The 19,516-nt window shown below is 72.7% G+C and carries 4 protein-coding genes; 2 read left to right on the top strand and 2 right to left on the bottom strand.

Features of this window, described 5'->3' with window-relative positions; genetic code table 11:
* Positions 1-216: 216 nt before the first annotated feature.
* Positions 217-11,979, bottom strand: a complete 11,763-nt coding sequence (locus ACGFYY_RS41095) for an SDR family NAD(P)-dependent oxidoreductase (RefSeq protein ID WP_393717566.1) — start codon at positions 11,977-11,979, stop codon at positions 217-219.
* 362 nt (positions 11,980-12,341) lie between these two features.
* On the opposite strand from ACGFYY_RS41095, the gene ACGFYY_RS41090 reads away from it, so the two are divergent.
* Entirely contained in the window at positions 12,342-13,919 is a 1,578-nt protein-coding gene (locus tag ACGFYY_RS41090) for an MFS transporter (protein ID WP_393717564.1), read from the top strand.
* A 230-nt stretch (positions 13,920-14,149) separates the two neighbouring features.
* Here ACGFYY_RS41090 and ACGFYY_RS41085 read toward each other — a convergent pair whose 3' ends face one another.
* The gene (locus ACGFYY_RS41085; RefSeq protein WP_393717562.1) at positions 14,150-14,905 is read right to left on the bottom strand and encodes a thioesterase II family protein; all 756 of its coding nucleotides are present in this window, start codon (positions 14,903-14,905) and stop codon (positions 14,150-14,152) included.
* Positions 14,906-15,256: 351 nt separating this feature from the next.
* Here ACGFYY_RS41085 and ACGFYY_RS41080 point away from each other — a divergent pair.
* The coding region (locus tag ACGFYY_RS41080) for a type I polyketide synthase (RefSeq protein WP_393717560.1) at positions 15,257-19,516 on the top strand (4,260 nt) is incomplete at its 3' end.

Here is a 19,516-nt window from a genome sequence, read left to right as displayed (position 1 = left end):
GCCCTCCTGGCCACCTGGACCGGCGCCTGCTCGATATGCGGCCAACCCGCAGCAACCTCCGAACCCCACCACAGGACCTAACAAAGCCCTACTAGCGGCCGGACGCCGTGCTCCGCCGGCCGCGGCGTCCGCCGCTGCGAGGACGGCGGTCAGGATCACCTCCCAGGTGCCGTCGACCGCCCATCCGATCAACTGATCGACCCGTCGAAGGGCGGCCTAGTCGATGCCGAAGCCTTCTGCCGCGAACAGGGCGTCGAGCTCGGCGTTGATGTCGTCCACCGACCGTTCGTCGGTGCCCTCGCCGCCGAAGGCGCCGATCTCCAGGGCGTCGAGTCCGGACGTGTCCGACGGGGCGGCGTCACCGCCCCCTGCCCCGGATCCCGGCGGCGTCGGCGCCGACAGGTCCAACCGGCTCAGGATCAGCCTGCTGATGTGTTCGGGCGTCGGGTGGTCGAAGGCGAGGGTCGCGGGCAGCGACACCCCGCTCTCGGCCGCCAGCCGCCGACGCAGCTCCACCGCCATCAGCGAGTCGAGCCCGAGCCCCTTGAGGACCTCCTGCGGGGAGAGGGATCCCGTCGAGGTGAGGCCCAGTACGGCGGCCACCTCGCGCAGCACCAGTTCCGTGACGAGGTCGGTCCGCCGGTCCTCGGGCACGACCAGCAGCCGCTCGCGCAAGCCGGCCGACCCGTCCGCGGCGGCCGCGGCCGTGGCCGTGGACTCGGCGCGCCGCAGGCCGGCACGTACGAGGGACCGGAACAGGGCGGGCGCGGCCTTGCCCTGGTCCGCCTCGCTCTGCGCGGCCCGCAGGTCGAGGTGCACGGGGACGAAGTTGCCGGCCGGCCGGGCGAGCGCCGCGTCCAGCAGGTCCAGGCCGTGGGCGAAGGAGAGCGGGGCGATGCCCTGGCGGCGCATCCGCTCCAGTTCGGCCGTGCCGAGGTGCGAGGTCATGCCCACGCCGGCTTGGTGCCACAGTCCCCAGGCGAGGCTGGTGATCGGCCGTCCCTCGGCGCGGCGGCGGGCCGCGTACGCGTCGAGGCCGACGTTGGCGGCGCCGTAGATACCCTGCCCGGCCGTGCCGACGGTGCCGGCCGCGGAGGAGAAGAACACGAAGGCGGCGAGGTCCATGTCCGCGGTCAACTCGTCGAGGTGGACGGCGCCGGTCACCTTGGGTGCCATCACACGGGCGAGCCGCTCCGCGTCCTGACCGAGGAGGACACCGTCGTCCAGGACTCCCGCGAGGTGGAAGACCGCGGTCCAGGGCCGAGCCTCCTCAGCAAGACCGAGCACCTTCTCCACGTCATCCCGACGACCGACATCACAGGCCTCCACACGCACGCATTCCGCGCCTTCTTCCTTCAGCTGACGTACGAGTTCCGCGGCTCCGGGCGCTTCGGCGCCGCGCCGCGAGGTGAGGACGAGGTGCCGGATGCCGTACCTGCGGACCAGGTGGCGGGCGACCTCGCGGCCGAGCTCCCCGGCACCGCCCGCGATCAGCACGGTGCCCTGCGGGTCCAGCGGACGGGCGGCCTCGCCGTTGCCGGCGGTCCGCTCGACCGCGACCAGCCGGGCGGCCAGCAGCTGCCCGCCGCGAAGGGCGAGTTCCGGCTCGTCGGTGCGGGCCAGGGCGGCTTCGAGGGCTTCCTTGGCGCCGACTGCCCCGGCGTCGGCCTGCCGGCCGAGGTCCACCAGGCGCAGGCTCCGCTCGGGGTGTTCGGCACGGGCGGACCTGACCAGGCCCCACAAGGGTGCGTACGCGAGCCCGTCGAGGGGGTCGCCCTCGACGGCGGCGATGCTGCCGCGCGTGACGAAGACGAGTTCGGTGGCGGTCAGCCGCTCGTCGGCCAGCAGCACCTGGAGCAGATCCAGTACGTACTCGCCGCCCCGGAAGACGGCCTCGGAGGCGCTCATGGCAGGTGTCCGGCCCGTGGTGTCCACAACGATACGGGTGGGTGCCGTGCCGGTCGCCAGTCGGGCGGCCAGCGTCTCGGTGCCGGAGACCGCCTCGATACCGAGCAGCACGGCGAGTTCTCCGGTGCCACCGAGCACGAGATCGGCGGGATCGGCCGTACGGCTGCTTCCGCCGGCCGTGGCGGCCTGTACGGGCAGGAAGGCGAGCCGGTGCAGGTCCTGTGCGCCGGAGGCGCGGGCGGCGCGCAGCTGGTCCGCGGTGGCCCGGCGCAGGTGGAGCGCGCCGACGCGCAGGACGGGTGAGCCCGCCACGTCGGTGGCCCAGACCTTGATCGACTGGCTCTCTCCGGATTGCTCGACGTCGATGCGGACGCGGAGTTCGCCGCTACCGGCCGCGAACAGTTCGACCTCGGACCATTCGAACGGCAGGAGTGCTCCCTCGGGCTCCTCCTCGCCTGCCGTCACGCCCTTCATCACGTGCAGGGCGGTGTCGAGCAAGGCCGGGTGCACGTTGTAGTCGGCACCCGCTGCCGGGTCGGGCAGGCGGACGCGTCCGTACGCGGTGCTGCCCTTGCGCCACAGCTCGGTCAGGCCCCGGAAAGCCTGGCCGTAGTCGATGCCCTGGGCGGCGAAGCGGTCGTAGAACCCGTCGAGTTCGATCTGCTCGGCTCCGACCACCGGCCAGTCGCGGAGTTCGGTGAACCCGTCCTGGGCGGGATCGGTTCCGGCCTCCCGGACGGGGCCGGGGCCGGGGAGCAGCTCGCCGCTCGCGTGCCGGGTCCAGGGGCGGTCGGAGCCGTCGGGGCGACTGTGGAGGGTGATCGGGCGGCGGCCATGCTGTGGGGCGCCCACGGTGATCTGGAGACGTACGGCGTCCTCGATCACCAGCGGTTCGGCGAGGGTGAGCTCGGCGATGCCGACGGCCCCGGCCTCGTGGGCCGCGGCCGTGGCCAGCTCGAGCAGGCCGGTGCCGGGGACGATGACGGATCCGAAGACGGTGTGGTCGCGCAGCCAGGGCTGGTCGGTCAGGGAGAGGCGCCCGGTGAAGACGTGGCTGTCGGTGTCGGCCAGTTCGATGGCCGCGCCGAGCCACGGGTGCCGGGAGGCTTCGAGGCCGAGGGAACCGGCGTCGCCGGATGCCTTGGGTACGGGGAGCCAGAAACGCTCGCGCTGGAAGGCGTACGAGGGCAGCGGCACGAGGTTTCCGGTGCCGAGGACGCGGTTCCAGTCCAGGGTGTGGCCCTGGACGTGGAGGAGGCCGAGGTTGCGCAGCAGCTGTGCCGGGGTCCCGTCACGGCGGCTGAGCGAGCCGACGACGATCCCGCCGTGCTCCGCGCTCCCGTCGGTCAGCGGCATCGACAGGACCGGGTGCGCGGATATCTCCACGAACACGCCGTGACCGTCCTCCAGGAGCTGGTTCAACGCCCGGTCGAAACGGACCGGCTCCCGCAGATTCCGGCACCAGTAACCGCCGTCCAACTCCGCGCCGTCGGCGACCCGACCCGTCACCGTCGAATAGAACGCAAGATCCGCAGACCTCGGAACGATCCCCTCGAAACCGTCCGCGAGAGCAGGCAGCAGCGGGTCCATCTGGGCATTGTGGGACGCGTAGTCCACGTTGATCCTGCGGGCATAGACGTCCCGCTCCGACAGGTCCGCGACGATCGCGGCGATCGCGTCCGCCCGGCCGGAGATGACGGTCGAGCCCGCGGTGTTCACCGCCGCCACCGACAGAGCGTCACCGTACGGGGCGACGAACCCCTCGACCTCGGCGACCGGACGTTCGATCAGAGCCATACCGCCCTGACCCGCACACGCCAACACCGCCCGCGAACGCTGCGCCACGATCTGCGCACCCTGCTCCACAGTGAGAGCACCGCTCACCACGGCGGCGACCACCTCGCCCTGCGAGTGACCCACCACCGCAGCCGGCTCCACCCCCAGCGAACGCCAGACCGCCGACAGACCCACACCCATCGCGAACAACGCCGGCTGGACCACGTCCACCCGATCGAACGGCGGATGATCACCGTCCTCCCCCGCGAGGACCTCACGGACCGACCAACCCGTGAACGGACGCAACGCCACATCACACGCATCGACGGCCTCGGCGAACACCGGGCTGTGTGCCAGAAGCCCACGCCCCATGCCCACCCATTGCGAACCCTGGCCCGGATACACGAACACGACCTTGCCGCGGCGTGCGGCCGAACCCGTGACCACCGCGTCGTGGGACCGGCCCTCCGCCAGCGCACGCAACGCCTCCACCAGCCCCGCGGAGTCCTCGGCGACCACGCTCGCCCGCGACTCGAAATGCGAACGATGACGAGCCGCCGTCACCGCCACATCGGCCACCGGAACGCCGGCACGGCCATCCAGCCACGAAGCCCAGTTCGCCGCCTGCTCCCGCAACGCGACCTCGTCACGCCCCGAAACCACCACCGGAACCGGCCGTACCTCATCAACGACCGGCTGCGGAGCGACGGCAGGCGGCTCCTCCAGGACGACGTGGGCGTTCGTACCGCTCAGACCGAACGAGGACACACCCGCACGCCGCGGCCGCGAGGCGTCCCGCTCCCAGGCCGTGAGCGAGTCGACGACCCGGACCGGAAGCTCGTCCCAGGCGATGTTCCGGTTGCGCGGGGAGCTGTTGAGCGTGGCCGGAAGGGCGTCCTGTCGGAAGGAGGCGAGCACCTTGCAGACGCCGGCGACACCGGCCGCCGACTCCAGGTGGCCGATGACGCTCTTGGCGGTGCCGAGCCCCAGCTCCTGCCCGGGCCCGCGGCCCTCGCCGTAGACGGCGGCCAGCGCCTGCACCTCGATCGGGTCGCCCAGTGAGGTGCCCGTGCCGTGGCATTCGACGTAGTCGACGTCGGTCGGCGCGAGACCGGCCGAGTCCAGGGCGGCGCGGATGACCTTCTGCTGGGAGGTGCCGTTGGGGGCGGTGATGCCGCTGCTGGCGCCGTCGTGGTTGATGGCGGTGGCGCGGATGACGCCGAGAACCGTGCGGTTCTGTGCCCGCGCGTCGGAGAGTCGCATGAGGGCGAGTACGCCGACGCCCTCGCCGCGGCCGTAGCCGTCCGCTTCGGCGGAGAAGGTCTTGCTGCGGCCGTCCGGGGCCAGGGCGTGCGAGCGGCTGAGGGCGATGAAGGCGCCCGGGTCGGCGAGCACCTGCACGCCGCCGGCCAAGGCGAGTTCGCACTCGTCGCTGCGCAGCGCCTCGCAGGCCAGGTGCAGGGCGACGAGGGAGGAGGAGCAGGCGGTGTCGACGGAGAGGGCCGGACCCTGGAGGCCGAGGTGGTAGGAGAGGCGGCCCGCGTTGAAGCTGGGAAGGGTGCCGGTCAGCGTGTAGGTGTCGGGCGACCCGCTCTGCCGGTACTTGCCGTACTCGCCGACGCCCGCGCCGACGAAGACGCCTGTACGGGAGTCCCGCAGCTCGCGGGGCTGGATCCCGGCGTCCTCGAGGGAGGTCCAGGCCGCTTCGAGGAGGAGGCGATGCTGGGGGTCCATCGGTTCGGCCTCGCGCGGGCTGATGCCGAAGAAGGCGGCGTCGAAGTGGGCGACGTCGTCGAGGAAGGAGGCGTGGCGGGCATACGTGCGGCCTTCCGCGTCCGGGTCCGCGTCGTGGAAGGCGTCGATGTCGAAGCGGTCCGCGGGTACGGGGGTGACGGTGTCGCGGCCCTCGGCGAGGACGGACCAGAGGCTGTCGAGGTCGTGTGCTCCGCCGGGCATGCGCAGGCCGACGCCGACGATGGCGAGCGGCTCGTCGGTACGGCCGGCGGGCCGGTCCGCGGGGCGGTCCGGGCGGGTGGGGGCCGCGTCATGGGGGGTGAGTGCGGCGAGCAGCCAGTCGGTGGCGGTGCGCAGGTTCGGGCAGTCGAAGACGAGCGTCTTGGGGGTGGTGACGGCGGTCCGCCTCTGGACGCGTCCGGCGAAGTCGATGGACATCATCGAGTCGAAGCCGAGGTCCTTGAATCCGCGTTCCGGGTCGAGGGATTCGGGGTTCGTGACGCCGAGGACGGCGGCCGCCTCGGCGGCGAGCAGGGCGCGTACGTGGGGCTCGCGCTCCTCGGCGGGCAGCGCCGCGAGGGTGCTCACCAGCGGGTTCTCGTCGGTGGTGGTCGCGGCCGGAGCGCTGCCCGCCAGGGCTGCGCGGGCCTCGGGGATCTCGTCGAGGTAGCGGCGCGGGCGCGTCTGGGCGTAGTGGGGGGCGGCCCGCTGCCAGTCGATGTCGGCGACGACGAGGGAGCGGCCGCCGGCGAGCGCCGCGTCGAGTGCGGTGAGGGCGTGGGAGGCGGCCATGGGGGTGAGCCCGGCGGCGCGCAGCTGGGTTTCGGCGGCTCCGTGGGTCATGCCGCCTTCGGCCCAGGGTCCCCACGCGAGGCTGAGGGCGGGCAGGCCGTCGGCGCGCAGGGTGGCGGCGTAGGCGTCGAGGGCGGCGTTGGCCATGGCGTAGTTGGCCTGGCCCAGGTTGCCGAGGACACCGACGACGGAGGAGTACAGGACGAAGGCGTCGAGTTCGTGTCCGCGGGTGAGTTCGGCGAGCAGGCGGGCCGCGCCGAGTTTGGGGGCCGCCGAGGCGGCGAGGGCCGCGGTGTCGATCCGGTCGAGGAGCCGGTCGTCGAGGATGCCCGCGGTGTGGAAGACGGCGCGCAGGGGCGGCTGTCCGGCGTCGATGTCCGCCAGGAGGCGCCGGGTCTGTTCCCGGTCGGTGAGGTCGCAGGCGGCGAGGGTGACGCGGGCGCCGGCGGCTTGGAGGCGGGCGGTGAGTTCGGCGGCGCCTTCGACGGCGGGGCCGCGGCGGGAGACGAGGACGAGGTGTTCGGCTCCGCGTTCGGCGAGGTGCTGGGCGAGGTGGCCGGCGAGGGCGCCGCTGCCGCCGGTGATCAGGACGGTGCCGCGGGGGGCCCAGGGGGCGGCGATCGGCGCGGTGGCGCGGCGCAGCCTGCGGACGTATCCGCCGCCGGGGCGCAGGGCGAGGTGTTCCTCGGCGGTGGCGGTGGTGACGGCGGCGGCGAGCTGCGCGGCGGTGGCCAACGCTTGGGCGGGGTCGGCGGGCAGGTCGGCGAGGCCGCCCCAGCGGGTGCCGTGCTCCAGGGCGATGACGTGGCCGAGGCCCCAGGCCAGGGCCTGCTCGGGGCTGGGGGCGGGATCGGCCGGCGCGGCGTGGACGGCGCCCTGGGTGACGATCCAGAGCGGGGCGCGGACGGCGGCGTCGCCGAGGGCCTGGACGAGGGCGAGGGTCTGGGCGGCGCCGACGGTGGTGGCCGGGTGGGCGGGGTGTGCGGTGGTGTCCGTCGGGGTGAGGGTGAGGACTCCGCCGAGCGACCGGTCGCCGAGTTCCGCGGCGAGCGCGGTCAGCGCGGACGCGTACGCGGTGCGGTCCTCGTGGGCCGGCAGGTGGTGGGCGGTCGCGCCGGTGGCGGCAAGGGCCGCTCCGACGGCGTCCACGAGGTCCCGGGCGCCGGCGGGGGCGACCAGGAGCCAGTCCCCGCCGGGGACGCCGGGGACGGCAGAGGTGCGTGGGGTGGCAGGGGCGACGGTGAGTGGCTCGGGTGCCGCGGGCCGGGCCCGGGCGACCGTCGGGGCGGGGTGCCAGGTTTCCTCGTAGAGCCGGTCGGCGATGGTGTGCGCGTGGTCCTGGCGTTCGCGCCAGGCGGCCAGGTGGGGCAGCAGGGGGGCGAGAGCGGAACCGTCGGTGAGGCCGAGGACCTCGGCGACACGCTCGGCCTCGCCGGTGCCGACGGCCTGCCACAGGGCCTCGTCGGCCGTGGGCCGGGTGCGCCGGGACGGGTCGGGTGCGTCGATCCAGTACCGCTCACGCTGGAAGGCGTACGGGGGCAGGTCGGTGACGGCGGCGCCGGTCGCGGTGAACACCTCGCACCAGTCGACGGGTTCGCCGCAGACGTGGAGCGTGCCCAGTGCCTGGACGAGGGTGCGGGCCGGGTCGGTGTCCTCGGCGCGCTGGGAGGCGATGAAGGGGGCCTCCTGCCGGACGCAGCCGGCGCCCATCGCCGAGAGCACGGCGGCGGGACCGCATTCGAGGTATCGGGTGATGCCGGCCTGTTCCAGGGTGGCCATGGCGTCGACGAAGCGGACGGCTTCGCGGACCTGGCGGACCCAGTACTCGGCGTCGCGCAAACCCTCGCCGGCGGCGAGGTCGGGGCCCATCCAGGTGCCGGTGACGGTGGAGACGAGGGGGATCAGCGGGGCGTGGAACACACAGTCCTGGGCGATGTCCCGGTAGGCGTCGAGCATCGCGTCCATGTGCGGGCTGTGGAAGGCGTGGGAGACCTCGAGCCGGCGGGTGCGGCGGCCCTGGTCGCGGAAGCGGTCGACGACGGCGGCGACCGCGGCGGCGTCGCCGCTGACCACGGTCTGGCGGGGGCCGTTGAGCCCGGCGACCGAGATCCGGCCCTCCGCGGCGGCCGCGGTGAGGGCCTCCAGCACCTCGGCTTCGGAGGCCTCGACGGACGCCATGGCGCCGCCGCGTTCGCAGGCCTGCATCAGGCGGCCGCGGGCGGCCACGAGACGGGCCGCGTCGGGGAGGCCGATCACTCCGGCCACGTGGGCGGCGGCGACCTCGCCGACGGAGTGTCCGGCCAGGACGCGCGGGGTGACGCCCCAGGCCTGCCACTGCCGGAACAGCGCGACCTCGACGGCGAACAGGGCGGGCTGGGTGAACTCGGTCTCGTGGACGAGAGCCGCGTCGACGCCCTTGGGGTCGGCGAACAGGACGGCGACGAGCGGCATCCGCAGGTGCTGGTCGAGCTCCGCGCACACCTCGTCGAAGGCCTGTCGGAACCCGTCGAAGGCGGAGTAGAGCGCGCGGCCCATGCCGAGCCGCTGGCTGCCCTGGCCGGTGAACAGCATCGCCAGGTCGCCGGGACGGGCGGTGCCCTCGGCCAGGGCCGGGTGGGGGGCGCCCTCGGCCAGGGCCCGCAGGGCCTCGGCGGCGTCGGGGGCGGAGGTGGCGACGGCGACGGCCCGGTGTGCGAGGTGGGGGCGACGACCTGCGGCTGTGTACGCGGCGTCCAGCAGGGTGATGGTGTTCGCGTCGGCCAGCCGGTCCGCGAGGCGGGCGGCGTTCGCGGCGAGGGCCCGGGGGTTCTTGCCCGACACGGTCACGGCGACGGGGGCGGTGGCGGTGGGCGGCCGGCGCCGGCCGGTGACGGCGCCCCAGTCGACGTCGTAGCCCTCGCACCACAGGCGGGCGGCGACGTCCTCGAGGGAGCGCCGGGCAGGGCGGTCGCGGCGGCCGGTGGCCAGTACGTACGAGGGGCCGGCGATCGGGGTGCCCTCGGCGGTGCCCGCGCCGTCACAGGCTTCGGCGAGTGTCGTCAGGGTGCGCTTGAGGGAGTGCCGGGCGACGGGGTGCGGGGCGATCTCGACGATGGCCAGGCCGCGTTCGTCGGCGAGCGCGGTGACGGCTTCGGCGATCAGCATCGGTGCCAGCATGTTGCGGGCCCAGTACCCGGCGTCGAGGTCCGTGCCGTCGACGAAGCCGTTGGTGACGGTCGACCAGAACGGGATGGCGGCGGTGCGGGTGTCCAGGGCGCCCAGGCGGCGTTCCAGTTCGGGAGCGAGCTCGGCGAGCTGCTCGCTGTGGGAGGCGTAGTCGATGTGGACGCGCTGGCAGCGCACGCCCGACTCGGCGAGCTCGCGCTCCACGGCGGACACGGCCTCCAGGGGGCCGGACAGGGCGCACTGCCCGGGGGCGAGGTGGCCTGCGAGGGAGATCGTGCCGCCGTGTCGGGCGACTGTCTCCCGGGCCTGATCCAGCGGGAGTTCGCAGACGAGGAGGGTTCCGTGGCCGCTCGCGCGTTCGGCGATCAGCTGCGACCAGGTGCCGATGAGTCGGGCGCCTTCGCGCAGCGGCAGGGCGCCGGCCACGACTGCGGCGGCGACCTCGCCGATGCTTTGGCCGAAGACGGTGCGGGGTTCCAGGCCCCAGGCTTCCAGGGTGCGGGCGAGGGCGACCTGGACGGCGAACAGGACCGGCTGCACCACGTCGGTGCGCTCCAGCCGGGAGGTGTCGGGCCCGGCGAGCAGTTCCTCGACGACAGACCAGCCGGTGACCTCGTGGATCGCGGTGTCGCAGGCGTCGAGGACGGTACGGAAGGCGGGTTCGGCGAGCAGGTCGCGGCCCATGCCGAGCCATTGGGAGCCGTGGCCGGAGAAGAAGAAGGCGAGCGAGGGGCGGGTGCCGGGGCTGCGCGGGGGGCGGGCATCGAGGGCGTCGAGGCGCTCGCGCAGGGTGTCGGCGAGTTCGTTCGGGTGGGTGACGGCGGCGACGAGGCGCCGGGTGCCGGTGGCGCGGGCGAGGAGTTCGGGGGCGTACCAGCCGTGGCCGTCGGCGGCGCGGGTGGTCAGGGCCTCGGCGGCCTCACGTAGCTCCTCGCCGGTGTCGGCGGCGAGCGGTACGAGCATCCGCCGTCGGTACGGGGCCTCTTCGAGGGCGACGTGGGCGTTGGTGCCGCCGAAGCCGAAGCCGCTGACACCGGCGTAGCGGCGGCCGCCGTGCGGCCAGGGGCTGCGGTCGGCCACGACCGCGAGGCGGGCGGCCTCGAAGTCGATGTGTGGGTTGGGGGTCTCGAAGTGGAGGCTGGCGGGGAGTTCGCCGTGGTGCAGGGCGAGGGCCGTCTTCATCAGGCCGACGACGCCCGCGGCGGGCTCCAGGTGCCCGAAGTTGGTCTTGGCCGAGCCGATCCGCAGGGGTTCCTCGCGGCCCGGGGCGAAGACGGTGCCCAGGGCTTCGGCTTCGATGGGGTCGCCCAGGAGGGTGCCGGTGCCGTGGGCCTCGACGTACGCGACGTGCTGGGGGGAGACGCGGGCGTCCTCCCAGGCGGCGCGCAGCACCTCCACCTGGGCCTCGGGGTTGGGCGCGGTGAGCCCGTTGGAGGCGCCGTCGTTGTTGACGGCGCTGCCGCGGATGACGGCGTAGACGCGGTCGCCCGCGGCAAGCGCGTCGGACAGGCGGCGCAGGACGACGATGCCGCAGCCCTCGCCGCGTACGTAGCCGCCGGCCGCGGCGTCGAAGGCGCGGCACTGGCCGTCGGGGTTCATTCCGCCGAACTTGGTCATGGCCACGGTGGTGTGCGGGCTGAGCATGACGTTGACGCCGCCCGCGAGCGCGAGGTCGGATTCGCCGGAGCGCAGGCTCTGGACGGCGAGGTGGGTGGCGGTCAGCGAGGAGCTGCAGGCGGTGGCGACGGCGAGGGCGGGGCCGTGCAGGCCGAGGGTGTAGGCGACGCGGGCGGGGATGATCGAGTTGTCCCAGCCGGTGGCGGAGTGGGTCGCGATGTTGTCCGGGTCGGCGCCGGTGGCCAGGTGATATTCCTGTGCCATGGTGCCGATGAACACGCCGGTGCGGCTGCCCGCGAGGTCGTCGTGGACGATCCGGGCGTCCTCGATCGCGGCCCAGGCGGTCTCGAGGGTCATCCGCTGCTGCGGGTCCATCTGGCGGGCTTCGGCGGGCGAGATGCGGAACAGTTCGGCGTCGAAGCCCGCGACGTCGTCGAGGAAGCCACCCCAGCGGGTGGTCATCCGGCCGGGTGCGCGGGGATCCGGGTCGAGCCACTCGTCGGCGTTCCAGCGGTCCCGGGGCACTTCGCGTACGGCGTCGACGCCGTCGAGGAGGCTCTGCCACAGCTCTTGGGGGGTCTCGATCCCGCCGGGCAGCCGGCAGCCGAGGCCGACGACGGCGATCGGTTCCTGCGCGTGGCTGCGGGTGCGGGCGGGCGGGACGGCGGCCGCGGGTCGTTCGTCGCCCGCGAGGTGGCCGGCGAGGGCGGCCACGGTGGGGTACTGCCAGACGACCCAGGCGGGGACGGGGCGTCCCAGCCATGCGGCGATCCGGCCGAGGAGGGCCATGGTCCGCACGGAGTCCAGTCCGAGGCTCCTCAGCGGGAGGCTCGTACTGACGGCTTCGACGTGCACTTCGAGCAGGTCGGCGACGGCTTCGCGCAGCACGTGGGCGATGCCGTCGGCGGTCATGGCACCGTTCTCCGGGCCGGAAGCGGAACCGGCCGGGGCGGACCCCTTGTCGCTGCTCACGTTGGCAAAGCTCATCTGCACTTCCTTGAAGCTCGATGCCGGTCCGGGCCGGATCACCCGATGGCGGAAGGGTCGCCCCGCGCCGGGCGGCCCACGCCTCTGAGATCTGTCGGTCGCCGGCGCTGGTGGTCGGCCTCGTTCACGCGTGCCGATCCGTATCCGCGCGCGCTGATCCGGCTCACCAGCCTCACGGCGGGCTCTGGAGGTGGGCTCGAGCCGAAGCTGACCGCACGGCCGGACGGGGTCGCACCACCAGGACTCGAGCCCGCCTGTAGCGGAACTTCCTAGTGTTACTTGCTGCTGTCCAGCGCCCCTCCTGGGCGTCAGGCGCGGGGCGGGGACAGCCGGACACGCACTCTCCCCCAAGGAGTTTCTCTATGACGGCGACCACGACCGAAGCCGTTCCCCCCGAGGCGGCACAGCAAGGCCACCCCCGGCGCTGGCTGATCCTCGCAGTCATCTGCGTCGCCCAGCTCACCGTGTACCTGGACAACACAGTCCTGAATGTGGCGATCCCTTCCCTGTCCTCGGAACTGGACGCGGACATCTCCGACATCCAATGGATGATCAACGCCTATGCCCTCGTGCTGTCGGGCATGCTGCTGACGGCCGGCAGTGCGGCCGACCGGTACGGCCGCAAGAAGATGCTGGCGATCGGCCTGGCGCTCTTCGGCCTCGGCTCTCTGGCGGCCGGCCTCTCCCAGACCGCCTCTCAGCTGATCGCCGCCCGCGCGGGTATGGGCATCGGTGGCGCGCTGTTGCTGACGACGACCCTCGCCGTCGTGGTGCAGGTCTTCGCCGACGCGGAGCGCATGAAGGCCATCTCCATCTGGGGGGCGGTGAGTGCGCTCGGTTTCGCGGTCGGTCCGCTGGTCGGCGGGGCACTGCTCAACCACTTCTGGTGGGGATCGATCTTCCTCATCAACCTTCCCGTCTCGCTCATCGGCATCGTCTTCGTCATCAAGCTGGTGCCCGAGTCGAAGAACCCGCTGGGTGAGCGACCGGACGTGATCGGCGCCGTGCTGTCGATGGCCGGTATGGGCAGCATCGTCTTCGCGATCATCTCCGGTCCGGAGCAGGGCTGGACGTCGGCCCGCACCCTGGTCGCCGCGCTGGTCGGTGTGGTGGCCATGGTCGTCTTCATCGTCTGGGAGCGCCGCGTCCCGTATCCGATGCTCGACATGGGGTTCTTCCGCAACCAGCGGTTCGTCGGCGCCGTGACCGGCGCGCTGCTCCTCGCCTTCGGTATGGGCGGCTCGTTGTTCCTGCTGACGCAGCACCTGCAGTTCGTCATGGGTTACGGTCCGTTGGAGGCCGGTCTCCGCATGGCTCCGCTGGCCCTGATCATCGTCGTGCTCAACCTCTCGGGTGTCGGTCCCAAGCTGCTGGCCAAGCTCGGCTCCGCGGGTGGTGTGATCTGCGGTATGGGGCTGATGGCGGTCGGTCTCACGGGCGTGGCTCTCCTCGGTTCCTCGTACAGCGGTCTCCTGGTCGCGCTGCTCGTGCTGGGTGTGGGCATCGGGCTCTCCCTTCCGAGCATGGCCGTGGCGATCATGGCTGCCATTCCGCCCGAGAAGGCCGGTATGGGTTCGGGCGTCAACAGCACGCTCTCCGAGTTCGGCAACGGTCTGGGTGTGGCGGTGCTCGGCGCCGTCCTCACGTCCCGCCTGAACGTGCTGCTGGCGGGGGTGGGCGTCGCGACGCTGCCCGCCGTGCTGGCCGGCGGAGGTTCCGAGGCGGAGCGGGAACGCGCCCGGGACGCCATCGCCTCCGGTCTGGAGACCAGCCAGCTCGTCGCCGCGGCCGCCGTGCTGCTCGGCGGGGTGGTGGCGTCGGCGCTGCTGCACCGCGCCGAGCGTGCCGCGACAGCGGCTCCGGCAGCGGCGACGGCTCCGGTAGCGGCAACGGCCGGAACCGGAGCTCGGGCCGACGAGACGACCAAGGCAGCCGTCTGACGCCTGTCGGTCCCCGGAGACGCGGGGGGGGGGGGGGGGGGGGGGGGGGGGGGGCGGGCCCCCCCCCCCCCCCCCCCGCCCCCCCGCGGCGGGGGGCCCCCCCCCCCCGCTGCGCCGCCCGCGCGCGGGGGGGGCCCGCCGCGCCCCCGCCCCCCCCCCCCCCCCCCCCCCCCCCCCCCCCGCGTTCCGTCGCACCGGGGATGCGGCACCCCGCGAACGCGGGCCCCGGCTCAGACGGCCTCGACCGCCGGTACACCGGCCGCACGGATGTCCGCGGTGATGGCCTCCACCACGGCACGCGCCTCGTCGAGAAGGTAGAAGTGTCCGCCCCGGAAGGTACGCACACCGAGGAACCTGTCGGCGTGCCGGGCCCAGCCGGCCAGCCGTTCCACCGGGACCGCGTGGTCCGTGGTCCCCCCGTACGCGGACAGCGCGACGGGCAGCGGTGAGATGACCCGCTCCTCCCGCCAGGACTCCACCACCCGCAGGTCGTTGCGGATGATCGGCTCGAACACCTCCCACACCTCGGGGTCGTCGAAGACCCCGGCCGGTGTGCCGCCCAGGCCGGCGAGCCGGCCGCGGAGACCGTCGTCGGTACTGCCGCCGACGGCGATACCACTGCCGGGCGCGAAGACGCCCTGTCCGGGTCGCGGAGCTCCGTTGCCGGACACTCCCAGCCACAGCGGAGGACGGCCCAGCGCGCTGAGCCGCTTGGTGAGTTCGTACGCGACCAGGCTCCCCATGCTGTGGCCGAAGAGCGCGTACGGGCCCTCCGCCGCCCGAGGGCCGACGGTCCGCAGGAACACCTCCACCAGTTCGTCCATGCTCCGTGCGGCAGGCGTCCGCGACGCGAAGCCACGGCCCGGGGCTTCCATGGCCCGCACGTCCCATTCCGGAGGGAACAGTCGCGGCCACTCACGGAACGCGGACGTGGAACCCCCTGCGTGATGGAACACGAACAGGCACACATCAGTTCCGGTTCTCATTACTCCCCCGTCCGGTGAATTAAATTTCCGCCATACATCCAACCCAGGAAGTCTTGATTCCCGCTCGACCGGCGATGCAGCGGCACTGGAGAGCCTTGACTTTCATCTCCAGCTCTAGCAGGCTCACAGCTGGATTCCTGAAATATATACAACAAGTTCACCATCCGCACCCGGGTCACACCTGGCGCGAAACAATTCGGGACGACATTTTTACACCCCGGCGGTCTGACCGGATCGACGCAGACGAATGACCAGACCACACCGACGAACTGGCCACAACAAGCCATCATGTCGGTTGTTTTGCATTCTCACCCAGGAAAGCCCGCAAGAAACCTCACTGTGGAGAACTTCATGAACGCGAACGCGAACGAGGACCGGCTGCGCCGCGCGATGGCCGCTGTGCTGCAACTGCAGCAGCGGAACGCCGAACTCGAGGAACGGCATTTCGAGCCGATCGCGATCGTGTCGATGGCATGCCGATTTCCCGGCGGCATCAGTACTCCCGATGAATTCTGGCAGCTGCTTTCCCAGGGCGGGGACGCCATCGGCGAATTCCCGGAGCGGTGGGCGGATCTCGACCTGTACGATCCGTCCCCGGAAACCCGTGGAAAGAGTTATGCGCATTCCGGCGGATTCCTGAGCGATCTGGAGAGCTTCGACGCGGAGTTCTTCGGCATATCGCCGCGCGAGGCTCAGGCGATGGACCCGCAGCAGCGACTGATGCTGGAGGCTTCCTGGGAGGCGCTGGAGCGGGCGGGCATCCCGGCGGAGAGCGTCAACGGCTCCCGGACCGGCGTGTACGTCGGGGCGATGCGCGCCGACTACTCCGACGAACAGACCGGCTACGACTACCTGGACGGGCACCAGGGCACCGGTATCTCCAGCAGCGTCATCTCGGGCCGCGTCTCGTACGTCCTCGGCCTGCAGGGCCCGTCGATCACCATCGACACGGCCTGCTCCTCGTCGCTCGTGGCCATGCACGCGGCGGCTGCCGCACTGCGCTCCGGCGAGTGCGAACTGGCCCTGGCCGGCGGTGTGACGGTCATGACCCACCCCTCCATGTTCGTCGAGTCGAGCCAGTTCAAGGGCATGGCTCCGGACGGACGCTGCAAGTCGTTCTCGGCGGACGCCGACGGTGCCGGCTGGGCGGAGGGCGCCGGCGTCCTGGTGCTGAAGCTCCTGTCGGCCGCCGAACGCGACGGCGACCGGATCCTCGCCGTCATGCGCGGCTCGGCGGTCAACCAGGACGGCCGCAGCCAGGGCCTGACGGCCCCGAACGGGCCGGCGCAGCAGCGGGTGATCCAGGAGGCGCTGGCGGCCTCGCGGTTGGCGCCCGCCGACATCGACGCGATCGAGGCACACGGTACGGGCACCACACTGGGCGACCCGATCGAGGCGGGCGCGCTGGCCGAGGTCTTCGGCCCGGGCCGGGAGCCCGGCCGTCCGGTCCACCTCGGCTCGTCGAAGTCGAACATCGGGCACGCCCAGGCCGCGGCCGGTGTTGCCGGTGTGATGAAGATGGTTCTGGCGCTCCAGCACGAGACCCTGCCCAAGACGCTGTACGCGGACGCGCCGAGCCCCCACATCCACTGGGACGGCAGCGGTCTCCGGTTGCTCCAGGAAGCCCGTCGGTGGCAGTACGACGAGGCACGTCCGCGTCGGGCCGGTATCTCCTCCTTCGGCATCAGCGGTACGAACGCTCACGTCGTGCTCGAAGAGCCGCCGGTGCGCGCGACCGCTGCGGCGGAGCGGCCGTCGGGGCCGGTTCCGGTAGTGGTTTCGGGGCGTGACGAGGTCGCGTTGCGGGAGCAGGCGGCGAACTGGGCTTCGTGGCTGGAGGACAACCAGGGGGTTCCGCCGGTCGATGTGGCGGTGACGGCGGCTCGTCATCGTTCGCATTTCGAGTCGCGGGCGAGCGTGGTCGCCGAGGACTCCGCGGGGCTGGTCGAGGCGTTGCGTGCGCTGGCGGAGGGCCGGTCGCACGACGCGGTCGTGACCGGGACGGCGCGGGAGCGCGGCAAGGTCGTGTTCGTGTACCCCGGTCAGGGCTCGCAGTGGGTCGGCATGGGCCGGGAACTCCTGGCCCGCAACCCGGTGTTCGCCGAGGCCGTCGATGCGTGTGATGTGGCGTTGCGTCCGTTCACGGGCTGGTCGGTCCGTGAGGTCCTCGCCGGGGAGGACGGTGATCATCCGCCGTTCGATCGGGTGGACGTGGTCCAGCCGGCGTTGTTCGCGATGGGTGTGGGTCTGTCGGCGGTCTGGCGTTCGCTGGGGGTGGAGCCGGCTGCGGTGGTGGGTCACTCACAGGGCGAGGTGGTCGCCGCCGTGGTGAGCGGTGCTCTGTCCTTGGAGCAGGGCGCTCAGATCGTGGCGCAGCGTTCGCAGGCGGTGTTGGCGTGTGCGGGTCAGGGCGGTATGGCTCTGATCGAACGCCCGGTCGCCGAGGTCGAGGGGTTCGTCGCCCCGTACGGTGACGCTCTGTCGATCGCCGCGGTGAACACGGCTGGCTCGACCGTCATCTCCGGCCGGGCGGACGCGATCGCCGCGATCGTCGCGGAGCTTTCCGGGCGGGACGTCTACGCCCGCAGGATCAATGTGGACTACGCGTCCCACAACGCCCAGATGGACCCGCTGCTGCCCGCTCTCGCGGACGGTTTCGAGGGGATCGTTCCGAGGTCTGCGGATCTTGCGTTCTATTCGACGGTGACGGGTCAGGTCGCCGACGGCGCGGAGTTGGACAGCGGTTACTGGTGCCGGAATCTGCGGGAGCCGGTCCGATTCGACCGGGCGCTGAACCAGCTCCTGGAGGACGGTCACACCGTTTTCGTGGAGATCTCCGCCCACCCGGTCCTGTCGATGCCGCTGACCGACGGAAGCGCGGAGCACGGCGGGATCGTCGTCGGCTCCCTCGCCCGCAACCACGGCGAGCCGGCACAACTCCTGCGCAACCTCGGCCTCCTCCACGTCCAGGGCCACACCCTGGACTGGAACCGCGTCCTCGGCACCACCACCACCACCACAACCGGTACCCAGAACCTCGTCCCCCTGCCGACCTACGCCTTCCAGCGCGAGCGCCACTGGCTCGACCCGGTGCGCTCCGCGGGGGATGTCAAGGCTGCCGGTCTCGGCGCCGCCGATCACCCGCTGCTCGGCGCGGTCATCCCGTCGCCGGACTCCGACACACTCACCCTCACCGGCCGCATCGCGCTGCGTACGCACCCGTGGCTCGCCGATCACGCCGTCCACGATTCCGTCCTCCTGCCGGGCACCGCGTACATCGAGCTCCTGACGCAGGCCGGCAACCACACCGGGCACGACACCATCGCGGACCTGACGCTTCAGGCTCCGCTCCCGATCCCCGATGCGTGCGGTGTCCAGCTGCACCTGCTGGTCGAGGCCCCGGACGCCGCGGGCGACCGTACGGCACACGTCTACTCCCGCCCTGAGGACACGCTCCCGGACCACCCGTGGACCCACCACGCCACGGCTCGACTCACCCGGGGCACCGCTGTCCCCGCCTTCGAGTTCGGCACCTGGCCGCCGCGGGACGCGCAGCCGCTCGACCTGGGGCAGTTCTACGACGACGCCGCCGCGAGCGGTGTCGCCTACGGTCCCGCGTTCCACGGGCTGCGTGCCGCCTGGACGGACGCGGACTCCGTCGTCCACGCGGAGGTCCGGATCCCGGAGGAGCGGCTCGCGGAGGCGGGCGCCTTCGGTCTGCACCCCGCGCTGTTGGACGCCGCGCTGCAGGCATCGGTCTTCGCCCTGCCGGCGGGTGAGGAGGGCCGGACCTGGATGCCGTTCTCCTGGTCGGAAGTGACGCTGTTCGCCGTGGGCGCCACCGAGCTGAGGGTGCGCCTGACCCCCTTGGCCGAGGGATCGGTGGCGGTGGAGCTGAGCGACCCGGCCGGCCGGCCCGTCGCACGCATCGGGGCGCTCACGTCCCGTCCGGTCTCCACCGGGCAGATCAACGCGCTCAACTCGGAGCGCGGCGGCGGTCTCTACCGGACGGTGTGGGGGGCCTCCCGATCCACGGGCACGACCTCGCTCGGCACCGTCGCCGCCCTCGGTGCCGACGCCGCCCGCTTCACCACCGACTCCGACCTGCCCAGCCGCACCTACACGGACCTCGCCGACCTGACGGCCGCCCTGGACACCGGCACCCGAACCCCCGACACCCTGATCATCACCACCCCCACACCCACCGACACCGACCTGGCCGGGCCCGACCTGCCCGACACCGTCCGCACCACCACCCGCGACACCCTCACCACCCTCCAGACCTGGCTCACCGACACCCGCTACACCACCACCCACCTCATCGTCCTCACCCACCACGCGATCGCCACCACCCCCGACGAAGACATCACCGACCTGACCGCAGCCACCCTCCGCGGCCTCGTCAAAACCGCCCAGAACGAACACCCCGGCCGCATCACCCTCATCGACACCGACACCACCCCCACCCCCCTCGCCCAAGGCCTGCCCACCGACGAACCCCAACTCGCCCTCCGCAACGGCGCAGTGCTGGTTCCCCGCCTGACGCCTGCGCAAGCGGCGCCGGAGGCCGCGGGTACCGCCTGGTCCTCGGAGGGGACGGTGCTGATCACC

Origin of the sequence: Streptomyces sp. NPDC048331 (assembly GCF_043201215.1) — a bacterium.
In the GTDB taxonomy this organism is placed as follows: domain Bacteria; phylum Actinomycetota; class Actinomycetes; order Streptomycetales; family Streptomycetaceae; genus Streptomyces.
This window is presented reverse-complemented; position numbering and strand designations above follow the sequence as displayed.